Genomic DNA, 18,622 nt, shown 5'->3' with positions numbered 1-18,622 from the left:
CGCTTGCCCCTTACGTCCACGCAGGCTACCGAGCGCCTGTGTTGGTTCGTGTCGTCTTTTTGCCGAGCAACACACAACAACACACAACAACACGAAACGAACGCCCATGTCCGCCGACGCATCCGCCCCTGCCAAGCTGAAGGCCCGCCAGCCGCGCGGCTTCGTCGATCGCGGTCCGGCCGATGTCGCCGCCACCGAGCGCATGCTGTCCGTCATCCGCGAGAGCTTCTCGGTCTACGGCTTCGAGCCGGTCGAGACGCCCTTCGTCGAATACACCGACGCGCTCGGCAAGTTCCTGCCCGACCAGGACCGGCCGAACGAGGGCGTCTTCTCCTTCCAGGACGACGATGAGCAGTGGCTCTCGCTGCGCTACGACCTGACGGCGCCGCTCGCCCGCTATGTCGCGGAGAATTTCGACGCGCTGCCGAAACCCTATCGCAGCTATCGCGTCGGCTATGTCTTCCGCAACGAGAAGCCGGGGCCGGGCCGTTTCCGCCAGTTCATGCAGTTCGACGCCGATATCGTCGGCGCGGGCTCCGTCGCGGCCGATGCCGAGATCTGCATGCTCGCGGCCGACACGATGGAAAAGCTCGGCATCAAGCGCGGCGACTACGTCGTGAAGGTCAACAATCGGAAGGTTCTCGACGGCGTGATGGATGCGGCCGGGATCGATCCCGCCCAGCGTCTCACCGTGCTGCGCGCGATCGACAAGGCCGACAAGTTCCCGCTGGAGGAGGTCCGCAAGCTCCTCGGCGAGGGCCGCAAGGACGAAAGCGGCGACTTCACCAAGGGCGCCGGGCTATCCGCTGCGCAGTCCGACCGCGTCCTGCGCTATCTCGCCCTCGGCCAGAAGCTCGCCGAGCTGGGCAAGGCCAATACCGGGGACAGCGAAGGCTCGGCCGCGCTGTCCGCCGCGGCGCTCGACGACCTCCGTGGCCTCGTCGAAGGCGCCGGGAACGGCGAGGCCGGCATCGCGGAACTGGAGCAGATCCGCGCGCTGATCACGGCGGCCGGCTATCTCGGGCGCGTCATCATCGACCCCTCCGTCGTCCGCGGCCTCGAATACTATACCGGCCCGGTCTACGAGGTGGAGCTGACCTTCCCCGTCACCAACGAGGACGGGCAGGTTGTGCGCTTCGGCTCGGTCGCGGGCGGCGGGCGCTATGACGGGCTCGTCGGCCGCTTCCGGCCCGATCCCGTGCCGGCGACGGGCTTTTCCATCGGCGTCTCGCGGCTCTATGCGGCGTTGAAGGCGGTGAAATCCCCCATCGTCGACAGCCGCAACGAATTGCCGCTCGTCGTCGTCACCGCGATGGACAACAAGTCGCCGGAGTTCATGCCGGGCTATCAGGCTTTCGTCTCCGCGCTCCGGCAGGCGACGGATGCGGGGGGCAAGCCGCTGATGCGCGCCGATCTCTATCTCGGCACCTCCGGCTTCAACGCCCAGATGAAGTATGCAGACCGGCGCGGCGCCGTCTGCGCCGTCATTCAGGGCTCGTCCGAGCGCGAGGCCGGGACGGTCGTGATCAAGGACCTGATCCTCGGCGCGGCGCTCGCCGCCGCCGGCCGCGACGTCAAGGATTCGGCCGAGCACAAGGCGAGGCAGGCCGAGGCCCAGTTTTCCGTGCCGGTCGCGGATCTGGTCGAAGAGGTGAAGCGGGTGCTGGCGCGGCACGCGTGAAGGGCGCCGCCGCCGGCGAGGGAGGACAACCATGTTCGGCGTGCTCGAGGGCACAGGCGTCAGCGTGCTCGATCCGCGTTTCCAGGGCGTCGTCCCCGGCTCCGCCCGGATCGAGCGGCTGTGGACGGGCGGGCGCTGGACGGAGGGGCCGGTCTGGTTTGCCGCCCACAACACGCTCGTCTGGTCGGATATCCCGAACGACCGGATGCTGCGCTACGACGCGCTGTCGGGCCAGACGGGCCTCTTCCGCCAGCCGGCGCGCAACGCCAACGGCAATACGGTCGATGCCGAGGGCCGGCTCGTCACCTGCGAGCATGGCGGGCGGCAGGTGACACGCACCGAGCATGACGGCTCGCTCACGGTGCTGGCGAGCCATTATGGCGGCAGGCGCCTGAACTCGCCCAACGACGCCGTGGTGAAGTCGGACGGCTCAATCTGGTTCACCGACCCCGATTACGGCATCCTCAGCGACTACGAGGGCGACAAGGCGCCAAGCGAGATCGGCGCCTGCCATGTCTACCGGATCGATGGGGCAAGCGGCGAGATCGCCATCGTCGCCGACGATTTCGTCAAGCCGAACGGCCTCGCCTTCTCGCCGGACGAGAGCATCCTCTACATCGCCGATTCGGGCGCGAGCCACGATCCCGAGCACGGGCCGCGGCATATCCGCTCCTTCAGGGTGGGGGCGGACGGGCGCACGCTCAACCGCTCGCGCGTGTTCGCCACCTGCACGGCCGGGCTGTTCGACGGCCTGCGCCTCGACGTCGAAGGCCGGATCTGGACGAGCGCCGGCGACGGCGTCCATGTCTACGATCCGGACGGCACGCTGATCGGCAAGGTCGCGATCCCCGAGACCGTCGCGAATCTCACCTGGGGCGGGCCGAAGCTCAACCGCCTGTTCATCTGCGGCACGACCTCGCTCTATGCGGTGATGACCTTAACCAACGGAGCGGCGCGGCCTTAATCGTCCCGCCCGACATAAGCCGCAACGTCGCCCATCCGCTTCAGCGTGCGCCAGTAGATGTCCTCCATCAGGAGATGGGCGAACTCGCCGTTGCGGCCGATGCTGTAGAGGCCGTCGACTCCGGTGCCGCGGGCGAAATCGCGGCGTCGCTCCTCGTATCGCGACAGATAGACGGGATAGGCGAAGGGCGTCCTCAACATGCCGCCCGCGCCGAGATAGCGGGCGCGAAGATGCGGATAGATGCGGGCAAGCCCCTCGAGGCAGGCTTCGGCGAGCTTCTCGTCCGGCATGGTCCACCAGGCGTCGCCGACCTCGCAACCGATGTCGAAGGTGAGCTGCGTGCGCCCCTGCGGCGCGAGCCAGGGCATCGAGAACGGTGCTTCCGTCACGCGGAAGAAGGCTTGCGTCCTGTCCGGCACCCACAGCATCGTGTCGGGCAGGAGATGGCGGCCCTCGAAGCGCAGATTGACGAAGATCATCGGGCGGTAGCGGAAGCCGCGCAGCGCGTCGAGCGCGTCGGTGCCCTCGACCAGACCCGGCAGGACATGCACCGGCGCGGTCGAGATCACCGCCGAGACGCCGATCTCGCGGCCGTTGACCTTCACCGCCGCGACCTTGCCGTTCTCGACGAAGATGCGCTCGACCCTGGATTCGAGCGCGATGCTGTCGCTGAGGCCGGCGACGGTCGGCTCCAGCAGCTTCGCGACGCCGCCCTCGGGGTAGACATGGTAGACCGCCGGGCTTTCCGGCATCTCGTGCGAATAGCCGTTGCAGACCGCCTTGCCCGAAAGCCGCGACGCCGCCTTCAGATAGAGCGTCTTCATTACCCCGGCGGCGAGCTTCTCGCCGACCGCGGGCGAAAGCTCGGCCGCAGGCGCGCCCGACCAGGCTTCGGCCAGCGGGATCGCGACATCCTCGGCGAGCGCGCCGCCATAGGCGTTGCGGAACCAGTCGGCCGCGCTCGCGACCGGCCGGGGGCTGAGGCGGGCCGCGACGGCGCTTACCGCATAGCGCGGCGAGAGCGCGAGCCCGAAGGGATAGCCGTAGCTCCGGCCGCCCAGCATCACCGCCTCGCCGTAATGGCGGACCGTGCGCGAGACCGTGCCCGCCCCCATGGCGTCGGCCAGCCGGTTGGAGACGAAATGGGCGCCGAAATCATAGGTATAGCCCTCGGCGTCCTTGAAGGACGAGGCCATGCCCCCGACGGAGCGGCCGCTTTCGAAGACGGTGGCGCGAAGCCCGCGCCGCTCCAGCTCGAAGGCGGCGGTGAGCCCGGCGATGCCCGCCCCCACAACCGCGACCGGCCGGGCAAGGCGGCGCCAGACGGCGGGAGCCTGTACGGCGATGTTCATGGCGCTCGCTCCGCAATCATCGATCCCTGTCGATGACCGATGCCTAACAGGAGCGAATGAATTCGGATTTGCGCCGAAGCGACAATCAAAGACCCGAAATACAACGAATCTTTAAGCTTAACCGGCCGGCGGCCGGCGCCGCGGCGCATTCCCCATCCGGCCCATGACCAGCGGCACGGCCAGCCCGACGGCGACAAAGCGCATGAGATGATGCGCGCCGACATAAAGCGTATCGAGCCCCATGGCGAAGGCGAGCATCGCCATCGCCTCCAGCCCGCCGGGCGCGAAGGCCGCCATGCCGCTGGCATAGGAGACGCCGGCGAGCCAGGCCGCGGGCCAGGCGAACAGGAAGGCCACCACGATCGAGACGGCGAAGCTGCCGATGGCGAGCGGGAACAGCCTCCTAAGCTCGCTGCGCGGGATATGCGCGATGCGCCCGCCCATGGTGGCGCCGAGCAGGACCTGCACGGCGATCTGGATCTGCAGCGGCAGCCCCCCTTCGATGAGGCCTGTGGCGTGCAGCACGGAGCTGGCGAGCGTCGCGCCGAGCATCAGCGGGGCGGACAGGCCGAGCCGCTGGAAGACGAGCCCCAGCGCCAGCCCCGCCATCGTCACGCCGAACATGGTGCCGGCATCGATTGCGTTGACGACGGGAGCCGGCGTGCCGGCAACGGCGCCGCTCAGTTGCATCGCGCTCGGCAGGAGCGCCACCAGCACGAGCAGGCGAAACAGCTGGACGACCGAGATCCGGCCGATATCGGCGCCCTTGGTCTGCGCCACCGCGAGCACGGTCGCGAGCGCGCCGGGCGCGGTGGCGAGCAGCGCATCGACCCAGGGCCAGCGCGCGACATGCCTGAGATAGGCGCCGGTCACGAGCATGATCGCGACGATGCCGATCAGCAGGACGAGGAGGGAGGCGGGATAGCGGGCCGCCGCCGCCAGCGCCTCGGGCGTCGCCGCCGAACCGAGGATCACGCCGGACAGGACCATGGTGGCATCGAACCAGGACCGGCGCAGGCTCGGCAGCGGGCGCAGCAGCGCGACGGTCACGCTCAGCAGCGCCGAGCCGGAGAGCCAGGCTGCGGGCATGCCCAGGAGGGCGAAGCCCCCGCCCCCGATCGCCGCCAGCGCGATGACCAGGATCTCGCGCCGGAGGATAGCCAGCCGCTTCGAAGGATAGCCGAACGGTTTCATCGTCCTCCCGCCGCGCCAGGGGCAAGCGGCGCCGGGCGTTCATGACGATGGTCCGGCGACGGGTCAACCGGGCGGCTCCCCGCGGCGCGCAGGGCGGCGTTGCGCCGCGAGCGGCGGCGTCAGAGGCCGGCCAGCGCCTTCTGCAAGCGCGCCACGGCCTCGACCAGATCGGCGGATTTGCGGGCGAAGCAGAGGCGAAGGCCGCTCTCGCCGCCGGCCCCGAAGGCCGTGCCGGGTGCGAGGCCGACATTGGCGCGATCGATCAGATCGAGCGCGAGCGCACGTGAATCCGCGTGCCCGTCGACCGAGAAGAACTGGTAGAACGCCCCATCCGGCGCCGAGAGCGTGACGCGGTTCGTCGCCTTCAGCCCCTCGAAGACGATCCGGCGCCCCTCGGCCGCGCGCGCGATCTGCTCGGCGACGAAGCCCTCGCCCTCGTCGAGGGCGGCGACGGCGCCGCGCTGGACGAAGACCGGCGAGCCGGAGGACGAATACTGGATCAGGTTCTCGATGATCTGGCCGAAGGCCGCAGGGGCCTCGATCCAGCCGATGCGCCAGCCGGTCATCGCCCAGTTCTTCGAGAAGCTCTGGACGAAGACGACGCGATCCTGCGCCTCCATCACGTCGTGGAAGGAGGAGGCGCGCGGCGAGCCGTCATAGACGAAGCGGCCGTAGATCTCGTCGGCGACGATCCAGATGCCGTGCCTGCGCGAGAGCGCGAGCAATGCTTCCTGCTCGGCGCGCGTCGCGGTCCAGCCGGTGGGGTTGGAGGGCGAATTCACCAGGATGGCGCGCGTGCGCGGCGTGATCGCGGCGGCAAGCCTGTCGAGATCGAGGGTGAAGCGGCCTTGCGCATAATCCATCGGCACGCAGACGGGCACCGCCCCGCAAACGCCGACGGCCGCGCCGAAATTCGGCCAGGCCGGGGTCGGGACGACGATCTCGTCGCCGGGGCCGGCGACCAGCCGCACCGCGATCTGCACCGCATGCATGCCGGAGGCGGTGACGAAGAAGCTCTCGGGCGAGAAGCCGCGGCCGTAGAGGCGCTGGTGATAGCGGGCGAGCGCATCGCGCAGCTCGGGGATGCCGCGCTGCCAGGTGTAGAAGGTCTCGCCGGCCTCAAGCGAGCGCACCGCGGCATCGGTGATGAAGGCCGGGGTGGAGAGGTCGCCCTCCCCGACCCAGAGCGGGATCAGGCCCGGCCGCTGCCGGCCATGATCCACCACTTCGCTGATCCCGCTCGGCGGCGCGTTGCGGGCTTCGGGGCGAAGCCCGGCAACCAGGGTGCTGCCCGGCGGGATGGCGCTGTTCATCGGGATCGGCCTCAGCGATTGGAAGACCGACCTTTAACCGATCGCGGGACAGGAAAGCATCAAATCGCGAGATCAGGTCAATCGGCGGCCGTGATGATTCAAGACCGCGCTTGAGCACCGGACCGAAAAGTGGAATCCACTTTTCGGAAAGATCCGATGCTCCAACAATAAGACGGATCATCGTTATCGCGTCCGATAGGACGCGCGATGATCCAGCGACCGGCTCAGGCCGATTTCTGCCTGAGCAGATCGCGGATCTCGCCGAGCAGGACGACATCCTCGGGCTTGGCCGCGGGCGCCGCTTCCTCCGCCGGCTTCTGCTTCTGGAGCTGGTTGATGCCCTTCACCACCAGGAACAGCACGAAGGCGATGATCAGGAAGTTGATCGCCACCGTGACGAAGTTGCCATAGGCCAGCACGGCGCCCTGTGCGCGGGCCGCCTCGAGCGTCGTCGCGGTGACGCCGCTGTTGAGCCCGATGAAATAGTTCGAGAAGTCGACGCCGCCGAGCGCGCCGATGAAGGGCATGATGATATCGGTGACGAGCGAATCGACGATCCTGCCGAAGGCCGCGCCGATGATGACGCCGATGGCGAGATCGACGACATTGCCCCGCAGGGCGAATTTTTTGAATTCTTCCAACATGCTGCACCCCTTGAGAATCGCCAGGTCTGCCCCCACAGCCGCCGCTGGACGCTAGACCGGTCAGGCGCCGCAGGGGAAGCCCGAAAACGCTGACGCGACGGCACCGTTCGGGGTTCGGCGCCAAAGAGCTGGGGATGCATCGGGCTTCAGACTTGCGCCGATGGCCTCTGGCGGGCCGGCGGGTCGTCCGATAATCTGGAGCATCGGCCCGAAAAGCGGACGTTCGAAGCGGATCCTCATGGCGCCACCCTCCCGGCCTCGTTCGCGCATCGCACCCGACAGGGGGGCGGCATGATTCCCGCCTGGTCCGTGGTGCTGGTCGCGCTCGCCTATCTGTGCGGGCTGTTCGCCGTCGCGCATGTCGCCGACACCTCGGGGCGCAGGCTGATGGCCGGCCGGGCACGGACGACGGTCTATGCGCTGGCGCTCGGCGTCTACTGCACCTCCTGGACCTTCTACGGCTCGGTCGGCTTCGCCAACCGCGCGGGCTTCGATTTCCTCGGCATCTATGTCGGGCCGATCCTGGTCATCGGGCTGGGCCACCGCTTCGTCGCCCGCATCGTCGGCATCGCCCGGTCGCAGAACATCACCTCGATCGCCGATTTCGTCGGCGCGCGCTACGGCAAGAGCGAGCGCGTCGCGGCGCTGGTGTGCATCGTCGCGGTGATCGGGGCGCTGCCCTACATCTCCCTCCAGCTCAAGGCCGTCGCGAACTCGCTCTCGGTCTTCCTCGAAGCGGCCGGCAGCCATGCGCCGGCGCCGGATGTGCCTGTGCTGAGCGACCTGCCCTTCCTGGTCGCGATCGTGCTCGCCGGCTTCGCCTGCGCCTTCGGCACCCGCCATATCGACGCCACCGAGCACCAGGACGGGCTGGTGCTGGCGATCGCGGTCGAATCCCTGATCAAGCTCGTCGCCTTCCTCGTACTCGGTTTCTTCGTCGTCTACGGGCTGTTCGGCGGCCCCGGCGACCTCCTGGCCCAGGCGGCGAAACCGGCCGGCGGCGCCCCGCCGGTCTGGGAGCGGACATCGAGCTGGCCGAATTTCCTGACGCTGACGCTGTTGTCGAGCTGCGCGGCGCTGCTGCTCGCCCGGCAGTTCCACATGACGATCGTCGAGAACCGCCAGGTGCGCGACGTGCGCCGCGCCGCCTGGATGTTCCCGCTCTATCTCATGCTGATCAACCTGTTCGTGCTGCCGCTGGCGGCGGCCGGCGAGATCCTGATCCCCGGCGGCGGCGTCGACCGCGACATGACCGTGCTGCTGCTGCCGCTCCAGCGGGAGGCCGGGCTGATCGCGCTCTTCGTCTTCATCGGCGGGCTCTCGGCCGCCACCGCGATGGTGATCGTCGCCTCCGTCGCGCTCGCGATCATGATCTCCAACCATCTCGTGATGCCGCTCCTGCTGCGCGGCCGGCGGGGCCTGAGCGACCCCGGGCGCCCGACCAGGCTGTTCGGCAGGCGCGGCGGCGGCAACAGCAATCTCGGCGGCGACCTCGGCTCGCAGGTGGTGATCATCCGGCGGCTGAGCATCTTCCTGGTGATCCTGTTGGGCTATCTCTATTACCGCGCCTCCGGCGAGGCGGCGCTGGTCTCGATCGGGCTGCTTTCCTTCGCCGCCACGGCGCAGATCGCGCCGGCCTTCTTCGGCGGCCTCGTCTGGCGGCGCGGCACGGCGCTGGGGGCGGCGGCGGGGCTGACGATCGGGACGCTGGTCTGGGCCTATACGCTCCTGATGCCGAGTCTGGCGCTGCCCGGCGGCTGGTGGAGCAGCGTCGTCACGCACGGCCCGTTCGGGGCCGGCATCCTCAGGCCGGAGGCGCTGTTCGGCCTGGAATGGCCGGGGCTGCCGCATGGCGTGTTCTGGAGCCTCGGGCTCAACATCCTCGCCTATGTCGGCTTCTCGCTGCTGCGGCCCGCCAATGCGATGGAGCGGCTGCAGGCGAACGCCTTCGTCGAATCCCAGCCGGCGACGATGGCGCAGTCCTTCTCGCTCTGGCGCACCACCATCACCGAGGGCGAACTGCAATCGACGATCGCGCGCTATCTCGGGCAGGAGCGTACGCAACGCGCCTTCGAGGGCTTCAACAGCAGCCGCGGCGCGGCCTCGGAAAGCGGGCGCCAGGCCGATATCCATCTCCTGCGCTTCGGCGAGCACCTGCTCTCCTCGGCGATCGGCGCCGCCTCCTCGCGGCTCGTGCTGTCGCTGCTGCTCAAGCGGCGCAACCTCTCGACCGAGGCCGCCTTCAAGCTGCTCGACGACGCCTCGGCGGCGCTGCAGTACAACCGCGACATCCTCCAGCACGGGCTCGACCATGCCGGCCAGGGCATCACCGTGCTCGACCGGGACCTGAGGCTGCTCGCCTGGAACCAGGCTTTCATCCAGCTCTACGACCTGCCGCCCTCGCTGGTGCGCTTCGGCACCGGGCTCGACGAGATCGTGCGCTTCAACGCGGCGCGCGGCGCCTATGGCGACGGCGCGCAGGACGAATTGATGGCGGCGCGGCTGGAAAGCTTCATCAACGACCGCGAGCCGGTGCGCCTCAAGCTCTACCCGTCGCGGAAGGTCATCGAGGTGCGCACCAACGCCCTGCCCGATGGCGGCTTCGTCACGACCTACACCGACATCACCGAGACGGTCGCCGGCGAGGAGGAGCTCGAGCGCGCCAATGAGAGCCTCGAGCGTCGCGTCGCCGAACGCACCGAGGAACTGCTCCACGTCAATGCCGAGCTCCAGCGCGCCAAGGCGGAGGCCGAGGCCGCCAATGCCTCGAAGACGCGCTTCCTCGCCGCCGCCAGCCACGACATCCTGCAACCGCTCAACGCGGCGCGCCTCTATGCCACCTCGCTGGTCGAGCGCGACCGCGGCAGCGGCCAGCCCGAGCTCGCCGAGAACATCGACGCCTCGCTCGACGCCGTCGAGGAGATCCTGACCGCGCTGCTCGAGATCTCGCGGCTCGACGGCGGCGCGCTGAAGCCCGAGCTCTCCTCCTTCCGCCTCGACGAGCTGATGCGCCAGCTCCAGCGCGAATTCGAGCCGAGCGCCCAGGAAAAGGGCCTGAAGCTCGTCTTCATGCCGACCAGCCTGACGCTCCGCTCGGACCGGCGGCTGCTGCGCCGGCTGCTCCAGAACCTGATCTCCAACGCCATCAAGTACACGCCCGGCGGCAAGGTGCTGATCGGCTGCCGGCGCCGGGGCAACCAGGTCGCGGTCGAGGTGATCGATACCGGCCTCGGCATTCCCCAGCGCCAGCAGAAGACCGTGTTCCGCGAGTTCCAGCGGCTCGACCAGGGCGCGAAGGTCGCGCGGGGCCTGGGGCTCGGCCTCTCGATCGTGCAGCGCATCGCGCGCGCCCTCGACCACGGGCTGACGCTCGATTCCGCGCCGGGGCGCGGCAGCCGCTTCTCGGTCCTGGTCCCGCGGGCCGCGCCGCTGCCGGCGATGACGACCGCGACGGCGCCCCATCACACCCCGGCCGGGCAACTCGCGGGGATGCGGCTCATCGTCATCGACAACGAGCCGGCCATCCTCGACGGCATGAAGCGCCTGCTCGAAGGCTGGGGTTGCCAGGTCACGACCGCCGCCGGGCTGGAGGAGGCGCTGCCGCATGTCGGCGGCAGGAGCGAGCCGGATGTCGTGATCGCCGACTACCATCTCGACCACGGCAACGGGCTGACCGCGATCAGCGCGCTCAGAGCCCGCGCCCGCACGCCGATGCCGGCGATCCTGCTCACCGCCGACCGGACGCCGCATGTACGGGAGGCTGCCGCCGCGCTCGACGTGCATCTGCTCAACAAGCCGCTGAAGCCCGCCGCGCTGCGCGCCCTGCTGGCACAATGGCGCGCGACGCGGCTCGCGGCGGAATAGGCGGCCAACGCCCATGCCCACGCTGCACGTATCCCCGCTGTCGCGGCTCGAGGAGACCGTCGCGCTGACCCGCGCCCGGCATCTGGTGACGCTGATCAATCTCGGCACCCCCGTCCGGCGCCCTCAGGGCATCGAACCCGACCGGCATCTCCTCCTCGGCCTGTCCGACATCAGCCGGCCGCTGGACGGGCATGTGCTCGCGGGCGAGGGCGACGTCGCGCGCCTTCTTGCCTTCCTGCGCGGCTGGGACCGCGCCGCGCCGATGGTGATCCATTGCTGGGCCGGGATCAGCCGCTCGACGGCCGCGGCCTATATCGCGGCCTGCGCGCTCGAGCCCGCCCGCGACGAGGAGGAAGCGGCCAAGGCGCTGCGCGCCGCCGCCCCCTCCGCGACGCCGAACGCCCGGCTCGTCGCGCTCGCCGACGCGGCGCTTGGCCGGCACGGCCGGATGATCCGCGCGATCGCGGGAATCGGGCGCGGCGCGGACGCCTTCGAGGGCACGCCCTTCGCCATGCCGCTCGCCTGAGCACGCAGCTTCCTGCGGGCTTTCATTACTATTGCCCGTGGATGCTACGGCGCTTTTGCCGGATCGCTGCACAAGATTGCTTGCGCTGGCTGAATTTTGCGACGATGCATCGCGCGGGAGGTTTTCGCCGTGACCATGACGATCGAGCTCGATTCGCGCGACCGCTCCATCCTGCGGATTCTCCAGCAGGACGGGCGCATCACCAATTCGGACCTGGCCGAGAAGGTGCATCTGTCGCCCTCGGCCTGCCTGAGGCGCGTGCGCCAGCTCGAGGAGAGCGGCCTGATCCGCGGCTATGCGATGATGCTCGACGACAGGATCGCGGGCTTTCCCGGCACCGCATTCGTCTTCGTCACGCTCGACCAGCAGGGCCGCGCCTCGCTGGAGAGCTTCGAGCAGGCGGTGCAGGGCCTGCCCGAGATCCTCGAATGCCATCTGCTCGCCGGCGCGCATGATTACCTGATGCGGGTGATCTATCGCGACAGCGCCGATTTCGAGCGCATCCACACCGACATCATCACGCAGCTGCCGGGCGTGACGCGCGTGCAATCGACGCTGGCGCTGCGGACGATCAAGAAGACCTCGGCCCTGCCGGTCTGAAGGCCGCCCCGCCGAAGCGGGTTGCGGCAAGCGGCCGTCCGGCCGATAAGCTTGCGGCAAAGAGGAATCAGCCCGTGAGCGCAGAGAAGACCCAGGATACTCCCCCGGCCGATGTCGCAGCCCTCCCCTTCGAGGCGGCGATGAAGGAACTCGAAGGCATCGTGGCGCGGCTGGAACGCGGCGACGTGCCGCTCGAGGAATCGATCGCGATCTATACCCGCGGCGAGGCGCTGAAGGCGCGCTGCGACGCGCTCCTGAAGCAGGCGGAAGCGCGCATCGAGAAGATCACGCTCGGCGCCGACGGCAAGCCGACGGGAACCGCCCCGCTCGACGTCGAGAGCTGACGCACGCGCGCCCACGGACAGCATGCGCACGACACCGGCCATCGTGCTCCCCGGCGCCCCCGCCCCCGCGGAGCCGTTCACGGTCACGGCCGAGATCGGGCTCGAAGACCGGATCGCCGCCGCGCTCTTCTGCTATCGCGACCTGTTCGCCACCGGGCGCCGGCGCATGCTGCATGCCTTCGCCTGGATGATGCTCATGCTCGTCATCATGGCGGGCTTCCAGGCCTGGCAGACGAGCGGCAGGGACGGCATCGGTGCCTTTGCCTCCCGCTTCGGTTCACAGCTTCTCGGCTATGGTGGCCTGCCGCTTCTCGTCGTCGCGGTGCTGGCCTTGGCCTATGCTCTCGCCTGGCCGGCGATCACCCGCAGGCGGCTCAGGAACTGGTATCGCGACGAGGGGCTGGACCGGCCCTTCACCGGCATCTACCGGTTCGAGCCGGGCGGGCTCATCTCCAGCGGCTCCGGCCGATCGAGCGCCACGGCCTGCCGCCGCATCGCCGGCGTCACCAGGGCACCGGAGCATCTCTTCATCCAGCTCAAGGATATGGAGGACGCCATCGCCCTGCCGCTGCGGACGATGGACGCAGAGCAGGCCCAGCGCATCGAGGCATGGGCCGGCTCCTGCCATGCCGGCGCCGCGCGGGCAGAGCCCTTCCCGGAGCTGGCGGGCGAGCCGGCGCAGGAGCCGATCCTGACGGCCCGCTTCGTCCGGACCGAGGCCGACCGTGTCGTCGAGCTCGGCTGGCAGATGGAGCGGCCCGGCATGAAGCGGCGGCGGCGGCGCGGCTTTGCGCTCGCCTTCGTCGTCACGGCGCTGATCCCGCCGCTTCTCGTCGCCCTGCTCTGGCTGATCGATCCCGAGCGGGTGCCGCTGCGCCATTCCTTCCCGCTCTTCGTCGAGATGTTCGCGACCCATTTCTGGAAATGGGTGCTCGGCTTCTGGGCGGTGGTCGCCATCGTCATCGCGATCCATCCCCGGCTGCGGCGCATGCAGGCCCGGCAGATCGCGCGGCAATTGCAGAGGCGCGTGCAAGCTTATGAAACCGAAGTCAGGCTGTTCGAGGATCGTTTCGAGACGGTGCAGGACGGCCTGCGCAACCGCTTCGACCGGGCGGGGTTTGCGCGCGCCGAGCGGCAGAAGGAGCATATCCTGCTGCATCGGCGGGGTGACGAACCGCTGATCCTGCCGTTGCGGGCGCTGGAAGGCGACAGGCTGGCCCTGTTCGAGCGGATCGTCGATACTCATATCGGCCGGGGTGCCGGGTAATCGGAGGCAGGATGAGGATGAAGCTCGTCTGGTGGCTCGCGGCGGTTTTCACGGCGCCGATCCTGCCGGCTAAGGCCGAGACGGTGACGCTGCCGCACGGGCTCTCGATCACGCTGCCCGAAGGCTGGCGCGTCAATGGACCCTCCGAAGGCAGGGTCTCCGGGAGCGGCGGCCTCCGGCGCATCCAGCTCGTCTGCGAGAACGAGGCCTGCAAGCAGACGCAGGAGACCTGCACCATCCTGATGCGCGACGGGAAGGACGCCGAGGGCGCCGACGACGCGGCGAGGCTGCGGGCGCTCTATGCCTCCCCCCTCGACCGCTACTTCCGCCTGCGCGCCGTGCTGCGCTCGACCAGCAAGGACGCCGAGATCCGCAAGCCGCTGGAGATCACGCGCCTCGGCGGGCGGGAATGGTATCGCGTCGAGACCGATGCGCGGCACAACCGCAAGTCGGGGTTCTTCGCCGAGACGGTCGTCGACGGCCGTTATGTCGGCGGGATCTGCAAGACCTGCGAGACGGGCGAGGTGCGCCACCGCGACGGCGAGGCGATCCTGTCCGGCCTGACATCGGGCACCGTCAGAGCCGCGACGCTGCGCTGAGGATTGCGCCAGCGCCGGAAACCCTTTGCACGGCGGCGGCTTGCCCACCGAGCTCCCCGGCCCCAGATTCGGCTCCATGAGAAGGAGGCCGCCATGTCGCAACTGCCCGCCGACGATCCGACCCTGGGCGATGCCCGCTCCTGCGAGGCGATCGAGAAGGTGATCGTGTCCCGCTCCCATGATCTCGGCGGCTTCCAGGTCCGCCGGGCGCTGCCGGCGATCGGCCAGCGCATGGTCGGCCCCTTCATCTTCTTCGACCAGATGGGGCCGGCCGAGTTCCATCTCGGCGAGGGGCTCGACGTGCGCCCGCACCCGCATATCGGCCTCTCGACCGTGACGTATCTGTTCGACGGCGAGATCATGCACCGCGACTCGCTCGGCACCGCGCTCGCCATCAGGCCGGGCGCTGTCAACCTGATGACGGCCGGGCGCGGCATCGTCCATTCCGAGCGGACGGGGCTGGAGGCGCGCGCCACCGGCCCGAAGCTCTACGGCATCCAGGCCTGGCTCGCCTTGCCGAAGACGCATGAGGAGATCGCGCCGGAATTCGTGCATCACGGCGCGCCCGAATTGCCACGCATCGTCGAAGGCGGAAAACGCATCAGCCTGATCATGGGCCGGGCCTATGGCGAGACCTCGCCGGTCCGCTTCCCGTGGGAGGCGCTCTATGCGGAGGCCGTGCTCTCGCCCGGCGCGGTCCTGCCGCTCGACGCCGATTACGACGAGCGCGCGGTTTATGTCGTCTCCGGCCGGATCGACATCGCCGGCGAGGAGTTCGGCGCCGGCCAGCTCCTCGTCTTCAAGCCGGGCGACCGCATCTCGATCCTCGGCGTCGACCAGAGCCGGCTGATGCTCGTCGGCGGCGAGCCGATGGACGGGCCGCGCCATATCTGGTGGAACTTCGTCTCCTCCTCGAAGGAGCGCATCGAGCAGGCGAAGCAGGAATGGAAGACCGGCCGCTTCGACACCGTGCCGGGCGACGAGAGCGAGTTCATCCCGCTGCCCGAGCGTTAGAGCGCACCGGGTTTGCCAGCACGGCGCTGAGGCTCTATTCCGGAGCGGCCCCAGCGAAGGATTGAGACCGCTCGTGCCCCGCCCCTCCACACCGCTCCTCGACACGATCAACGATCCGGCCGATCTCAGGCAGCTCCGCGACACTCAGTTGAAAGAGCTCGCCGACGAGCTCAGGCTCGAGACGATCGATGCCGTATCCGCCACCGGCGGGCATCTCGGCGCCGGGCTCGGCGTGGTCGAGCTCACCGTCGCGCTGCACCACGTCTTCGACACGCCGCGCGACCGGCTGATCTGGGATGTCGGCCACCAGGCCTATCCGCACAAGATCCTGACCGGGCGGCGCGGGCGCATCCGCACGCTGCGCCAGCCCGGCGGGCTCTCCGGCTTCACCCGGCGCGCCGAGAGCCCCTACGACCCGTTCGGCGCGGCGCATTCCTCGACCTCGATCTCGGCCGGGCTCGGCATGGCGGTGGCGCGCGACCTCGCCGGGCGGCGCAACGCCGTCGTCGCGGTGATCGGCGACGGCGCCATGTCCGCCGGCATGGCCTATGAGGCGATGAACAATGCCGGCGCGCTCGATTCGCGCCTCATCGTCATCCTCAACGACAACGACATGTCGATCGCCCCGCCGGTCGGCGCGATGTCGGCCTATCTGGCGCGGCTGGTCTCGGGGCGGACCTACCGCTCGATCCGCGAGGCCGCCCGCGAGCTCGCCGGCAAGCTGCCGCGCTTCCTGCACGACAAGGCCAAGCGCACCGAGGAATATGCCCGCGGCTTCTGGACCGGCGGCACGCTGTTCGAGGAGCTCGGCTTCTACTATGTCGGGCCGATCGACGGGCATAACCTCGACCATCTGCTGCCGGTGCTGCGCAATGTCCGCGATGCCGGCGACGGGCCGATCCTCGTCCATGTCGTGACGCAGAAGGGCAAGGGCTACGCCCCGGCCGAGGCCAGCGCCGACAAATACCACGGCGTGGTCAAGTTCGACCCCGTCACCGGCCAGCAGGCCAAGGCGCCGGCGAACGCGCCGAGCTTCACCGGCGTCTTCGCCAATTCCCTGATCAAGGAAGCGCGGGAGGACGACAGGATCGTCGCCGTCACCGCCGCCATGCCGTCGGGCACCGGGCTCGACGCCTTCGGCAAGGAGTTTCCGGGCCGGACCTTCGATGTCGGCATCGCCGAGCAGCATGCGGTGACCTTCGCGGCGGGCTTGGCGTGCGAGGGCTACAAGCCCTTCGTCGCGATCTATTCGACCTTCATGCAGCGCGCCTACGACCAGATCGTCCATGACGTGGCGATCCAGAAGCTGCCCGTGCGCTTCGCGCTGGATCGTGCGGGGCTCGTCGGCGCGGATGGTGCGACGCATGCCGGCTCCTTCGACGTCGCCTATCTCGCCTGCCTGCCCAACATGGTGGTGATGGCGGCGGCCGACGAGGCGGAACTGACCCATATGGTCGCGACCGCCGCGGCTTACGACGACGGTCCGATCGCGCTGCGCTATCCGCGCGGCGAGGGCGTCGGCGTCGAGATCCCCGATGTCGGCGTACCGCTTCCCATCGGCAAGGGCCGCATCGTCCGCGAGGGCACGCGGATCGCGCTCGTCTCGCTCGGGACGCGGCTCGCCGACTGCCTCAAGGCGGCCGAAGGGCTGGCGCAGCGCGGGCTCTCGGCCACCGTGGCGGATGCGCGCTTCGCCAAGCCGCTCGACGCGGCGCTGATCCTCAGGCTCGCCCGCGAGCACGAGGTCCTCATCACGGTCGAGGAAGGCTCGGTCGGCGGCTTCGGCAGCCATGTGCTGCATCTCCTGGCGCAGAACGGCGCGCTCGACGCCGGGCTCAAGGTCCGGAGCCTGACGCTGCCGGACGTCTTCCAGGACCACGACAAGCCGGACGCGATGTATGCCGCCGCCGGGCTCGACGCGGCCGGCATCATCCGCGCCGTCGAGGCGGCGCTGGGCCAGCCGAGCGCGGTGAGGCTCGCCTGAAGAGCCGGGCCGACCAGCTGCTCGTCGCGCGCGGCTTCTTCGAAAGCCGGGCGCGGGCGCAGGCCGCGATCGCGGCCGGGCTCGTCACCGCGAATGGCGCCCCCGTGCGCAAGGCGTCCGAGATGCTGGCGCGGGATGCCGCGCTGAGCGCGCAGGCGCCGCACCCTTACGTCTCGCGCGGGGGGCTGAAGCTCGCCGGCGCGCTCGACGCCTTCGGCTTCGATCCGGCGGGCCGTGTCTGCCTCGATGTCGGCGCCTCGACCGGGGGGTTCACCGACCTCCTGCTGCAACGCGGGGCGCGCCATGTCGTGGCCGTCGATGTCGGCCACGGCCAGCTGCACGCCTCGCTCAGCGCCGATCCGCGCGTCTCGAGCTTCGAGGGGCAGGACATCCGCACGCTCGAGGCCGCCGCTCTGCCCCAGCGGCCGGATCTCGCGGCGATCGACGTCAGCTTCATCTCGCTCAGGCTCGTGCTGCCGGCCGTCGCCGCGCTGCTTACGCCGCAAGCGGACATCGCCGCGCTGATCAAGCCGCAATTCGAGGCCGGGCGCGCCGCGCTGAAGAAGGGCATCGTGCGCGACGAGGCGGTGCGCGCCCAGGTCTGCGAGGAGATCGTCGCGGTGCTGGAGGCGCTCGGCTTTCGCGTCGCGGCACCGATCCCCTCCCCGATCGAGGGCGGCGACGGCAATCGCGAATATCTCGTCGGCGCGCGGCGGGGCGCCTGATCAGCCCGCGAACAGGGCGTCGACCTGCGCCTGCAAGGCGATATCCTCGAACGGAGCGACATCGTCGGCGCCGTTGGTGTTGATGAAGCGCGTGGCGCGGGCGATCTGCCGGCGCAAGGTCTCGCCGGCGACCTCGACATAAGTCTCCAGCTCCGGCGGCGGCGTCTCGGCGAGGCGCGCCGTCACGGTGCGGATCAGCGCCGACATCGACAGGCACAGCGTATCGAAGGCCTCGGCCCGCCCTGCCTCCAGCCCATCATAGGCGGCCAGCGCCGAGGCGGCGCAGCGCAGGGTCGAGGCGACGAAATGCTCGCGATAGCCGACGCATTCCCAGGCCTGGAGATCGGCGAGCACGCTCTCGTCCATCGCCGCCATCTCGATCAGCATCAGGGCTTCGCTGTAGCGGTTGAGGAAATCCGTCGACAGGCGCGGCGACGGACCGCCGCCGTCGTGCCGGTCGGCCGTCGCCCCAGCCAGCATTTCCGTCGCGATGACGCTCATCGGCTACCCCAAACCGGCGGGACTCTATCGAGGCAACCGCAAATAAAGTG

Annotated in this window: 16 protein-coding genes; 11 read left to right on the top strand and 5 right to left on the bottom strand. The window is 69.5% G+C overall.

From position 1 onward, the window contains the following. The first annotated feature begins 106 nt into the window (after window positions 1–106). Together hisS and M9917_RS15810 are read left to right on the top strand one after the other, a co-directional pair. Complete coding sequence (gene hisS, locus M9917_RS15815; RefSeq protein ID WP_297255240.1) at window positions 107–1,681, top strand: histidine--tRNA ligase; 1,575 nt, start codon at window positions 107–109, stop codon at window positions 1,679–1,681. Between the two features lie 31 nt (window positions 1,682–1,712). Next, window positions 1,713–2,645: an SMP-30/gluconolactonase/LRE family protein gene (locus tag M9917_RS15810; protein WP_297255238.1), complete on the top strand. Its 933-nt coding sequence runs from the start codon at window positions 1,713–1,715 to the stop codon at window positions 2,643–2,645. Here the strand turns inward: M9917_RS15810 and M9917_RS15805 are convergent. The 4 genes from M9917_RS15805 to mscL form a co-directional block, all read right to left on the bottom strand. Further along, window positions 2,642–3,997: a protoporphyrinogen/coproporphyrinogen oxidase gene (locus M9917_RS15805; protein ID WP_297255237.1), complete on the bottom strand. Its 1,356-nt coding sequence runs from the start codon at window positions 3,995–3,997 to the stop codon at window positions 2,642–2,644. The genes M9917_RS15810 and M9917_RS15805 overlap by 4 nt on opposite strands. A gap of 117 nt (window positions 3,998–4,114) precedes the next feature. After that, entirely contained in the window at window positions 4,115–5,191 is a 1,077-nt protein-coding gene (locus tag M9917_RS15800) for an AbrB family transcriptional regulator (protein ID WP_297255235.1), read from the bottom strand. Window positions 5,192–5,310: 119 nt separating this feature from the next. Beyond that, the gene (locus M9917_RS15795) at window positions 5,311–6,504 is read right to left on the bottom strand and encodes a pyridoxal phosphate-dependent aminotransferase (protein WP_297255234.1); all 1,194 of its coding nucleotides are present in this window, start codon (window positions 6,502–6,504) and stop codon (window positions 5,311–5,313) included. A 224-nt stretch (window positions 6,505–6,728) separates the two neighbouring features. Continuing rightward, window positions 6,729–7,148: a large conductance mechanosensitive channel protein MscL gene (gene mscL / locus M9917_RS15790; RefSeq protein WP_297255232.1), complete on the bottom strand. Its 420-nt coding sequence runs from the start codon at window positions 7,146–7,148 to the stop codon at window positions 6,729–6,731. A gap of 291 nt (window positions 7,149–7,439) precedes the next feature. Between mscL and M9917_RS15785 the strand changes: the two genes are divergently transcribed. The 9 genes from M9917_RS15785 to M9917_RS15745 all read left to right on the top strand — a co-directional run bounded on the left by M9917_RS15785 (window position 7,440) and on the right by M9917_RS15745 (window position 18,071). Next, window positions 7,440–11,012, top strand: a complete 3,573-nt coding sequence (locus M9917_RS15785; RefSeq protein ID WP_297255231.1) for a hybrid sensor histidine kinase/response regulator — start codon at window positions 7,440–7,442, stop codon at window positions 11,010–11,012. Window positions 11,013–11,025: 13 nt separating this feature from the next. Next, a complete protein-coding gene (locus M9917_RS15780; RefSeq protein ID WP_297255230.1) occupies window positions 11,026–11,538 on the top strand; it encodes a tyrosine phosphatase family protein in 513 nt (170 codons plus the stop codon). A 135-nt stretch (window positions 11,539–11,673) separates the two neighbouring features. Further along, window positions 11,674–12,138: an Lrp/AsnC family transcriptional regulator gene (locus M9917_RS15775; RefSeq protein WP_297257094.1), complete on the top strand. Its 465-nt coding sequence runs from the start codon at window positions 11,674–11,676 to the stop codon at window positions 12,136–12,138. A 74-nt stretch (window positions 12,139–12,212) separates the two neighbouring features. Beyond that, a complete protein-coding gene (locus M9917_RS15770; RefSeq protein WP_297255228.1) occupies window positions 12,213–12,482 on the top strand; it encodes an exodeoxyribonuclease VII small subunit in 270 nt (89 codons plus the stop codon). A 22-nt stretch (window positions 12,483–12,504) separates the two neighbouring features. Beyond that, entirely contained in the window at window positions 12,505–13,749 is a 1,245-nt protein-coding gene (locus tag M9917_RS15765) for a hypothetical protein (protein ID WP_297255226.1), read from the top strand. 11 nt (window positions 13,750–13,760) lie between these two features. Continuing rightward, the gene (locus M9917_RS15760) at window positions 13,761–14,348 is read left to right on the top strand and encodes a hypothetical protein (protein WP_297255224.1); all 588 of its coding nucleotides are present in this window, start codon (window positions 13,761–13,763) and stop codon (window positions 14,346–14,348) included. 93 nt (window positions 14,349–14,441) lie between these two features. Beyond that, window positions 14,442–15,362: a pirin family protein gene (locus tag M9917_RS15755; RefSeq protein WP_297255223.1), complete on the top strand. Its 921-nt coding sequence runs from the start codon at window positions 14,442–14,444 to the stop codon at window positions 15,360–15,362. A gap of 73 nt (window positions 15,363–15,435) precedes the next feature. Next, window positions 15,436–17,346, top strand: coding sequence for a 1-deoxy-D-xylulose-5-phosphate synthase (gene dxs / locus M9917_RS15750; protein WP_297255221.1), 1,911 nt, complete (start codon window positions 15,436–15,438; stop codon window positions 17,344–17,346). After that, window positions 17,343–18,071 (top strand): TlyA family RNA methyltransferase, encoded by a 729-nt coding sequence (locus M9917_RS15745; protein WP_297257093.1) that lies wholly within the window; start codon window positions 17,343–17,345, stop codon window positions 18,069–18,071. Before dxs ends, M9917_RS15745 begins: the two co-directional genes overlap by 4 nt. Here the strand turns inward: M9917_RS15745 and M9917_RS15740 are convergent, their stop codons facing one another. Next, window positions 18,072–18,572, bottom strand: coding sequence for a hypothetical protein (locus tag M9917_RS15740; protein ID WP_297255219.1), 501 nt, complete (start codon window positions 18,570–18,572; stop codon window positions 18,072–18,074). Window positions 18,573–18,622: the final 50 nt, after the last annotated feature.

It is taken from the genome of Bosea sp. (in: a-proteobacteria) (genome assembly GCF_023953965.1).
Taxonomy (GTDB): Bacteria; Pseudomonadota; Alphaproteobacteria; order Rhizobiales; family Beijerinckiaceae; genus Allobosea.
The sequence above is the reverse complement of the archived record's forward strand: the minus strand, read 5'-3'. Positions and strand labels throughout refer to the sequence as shown.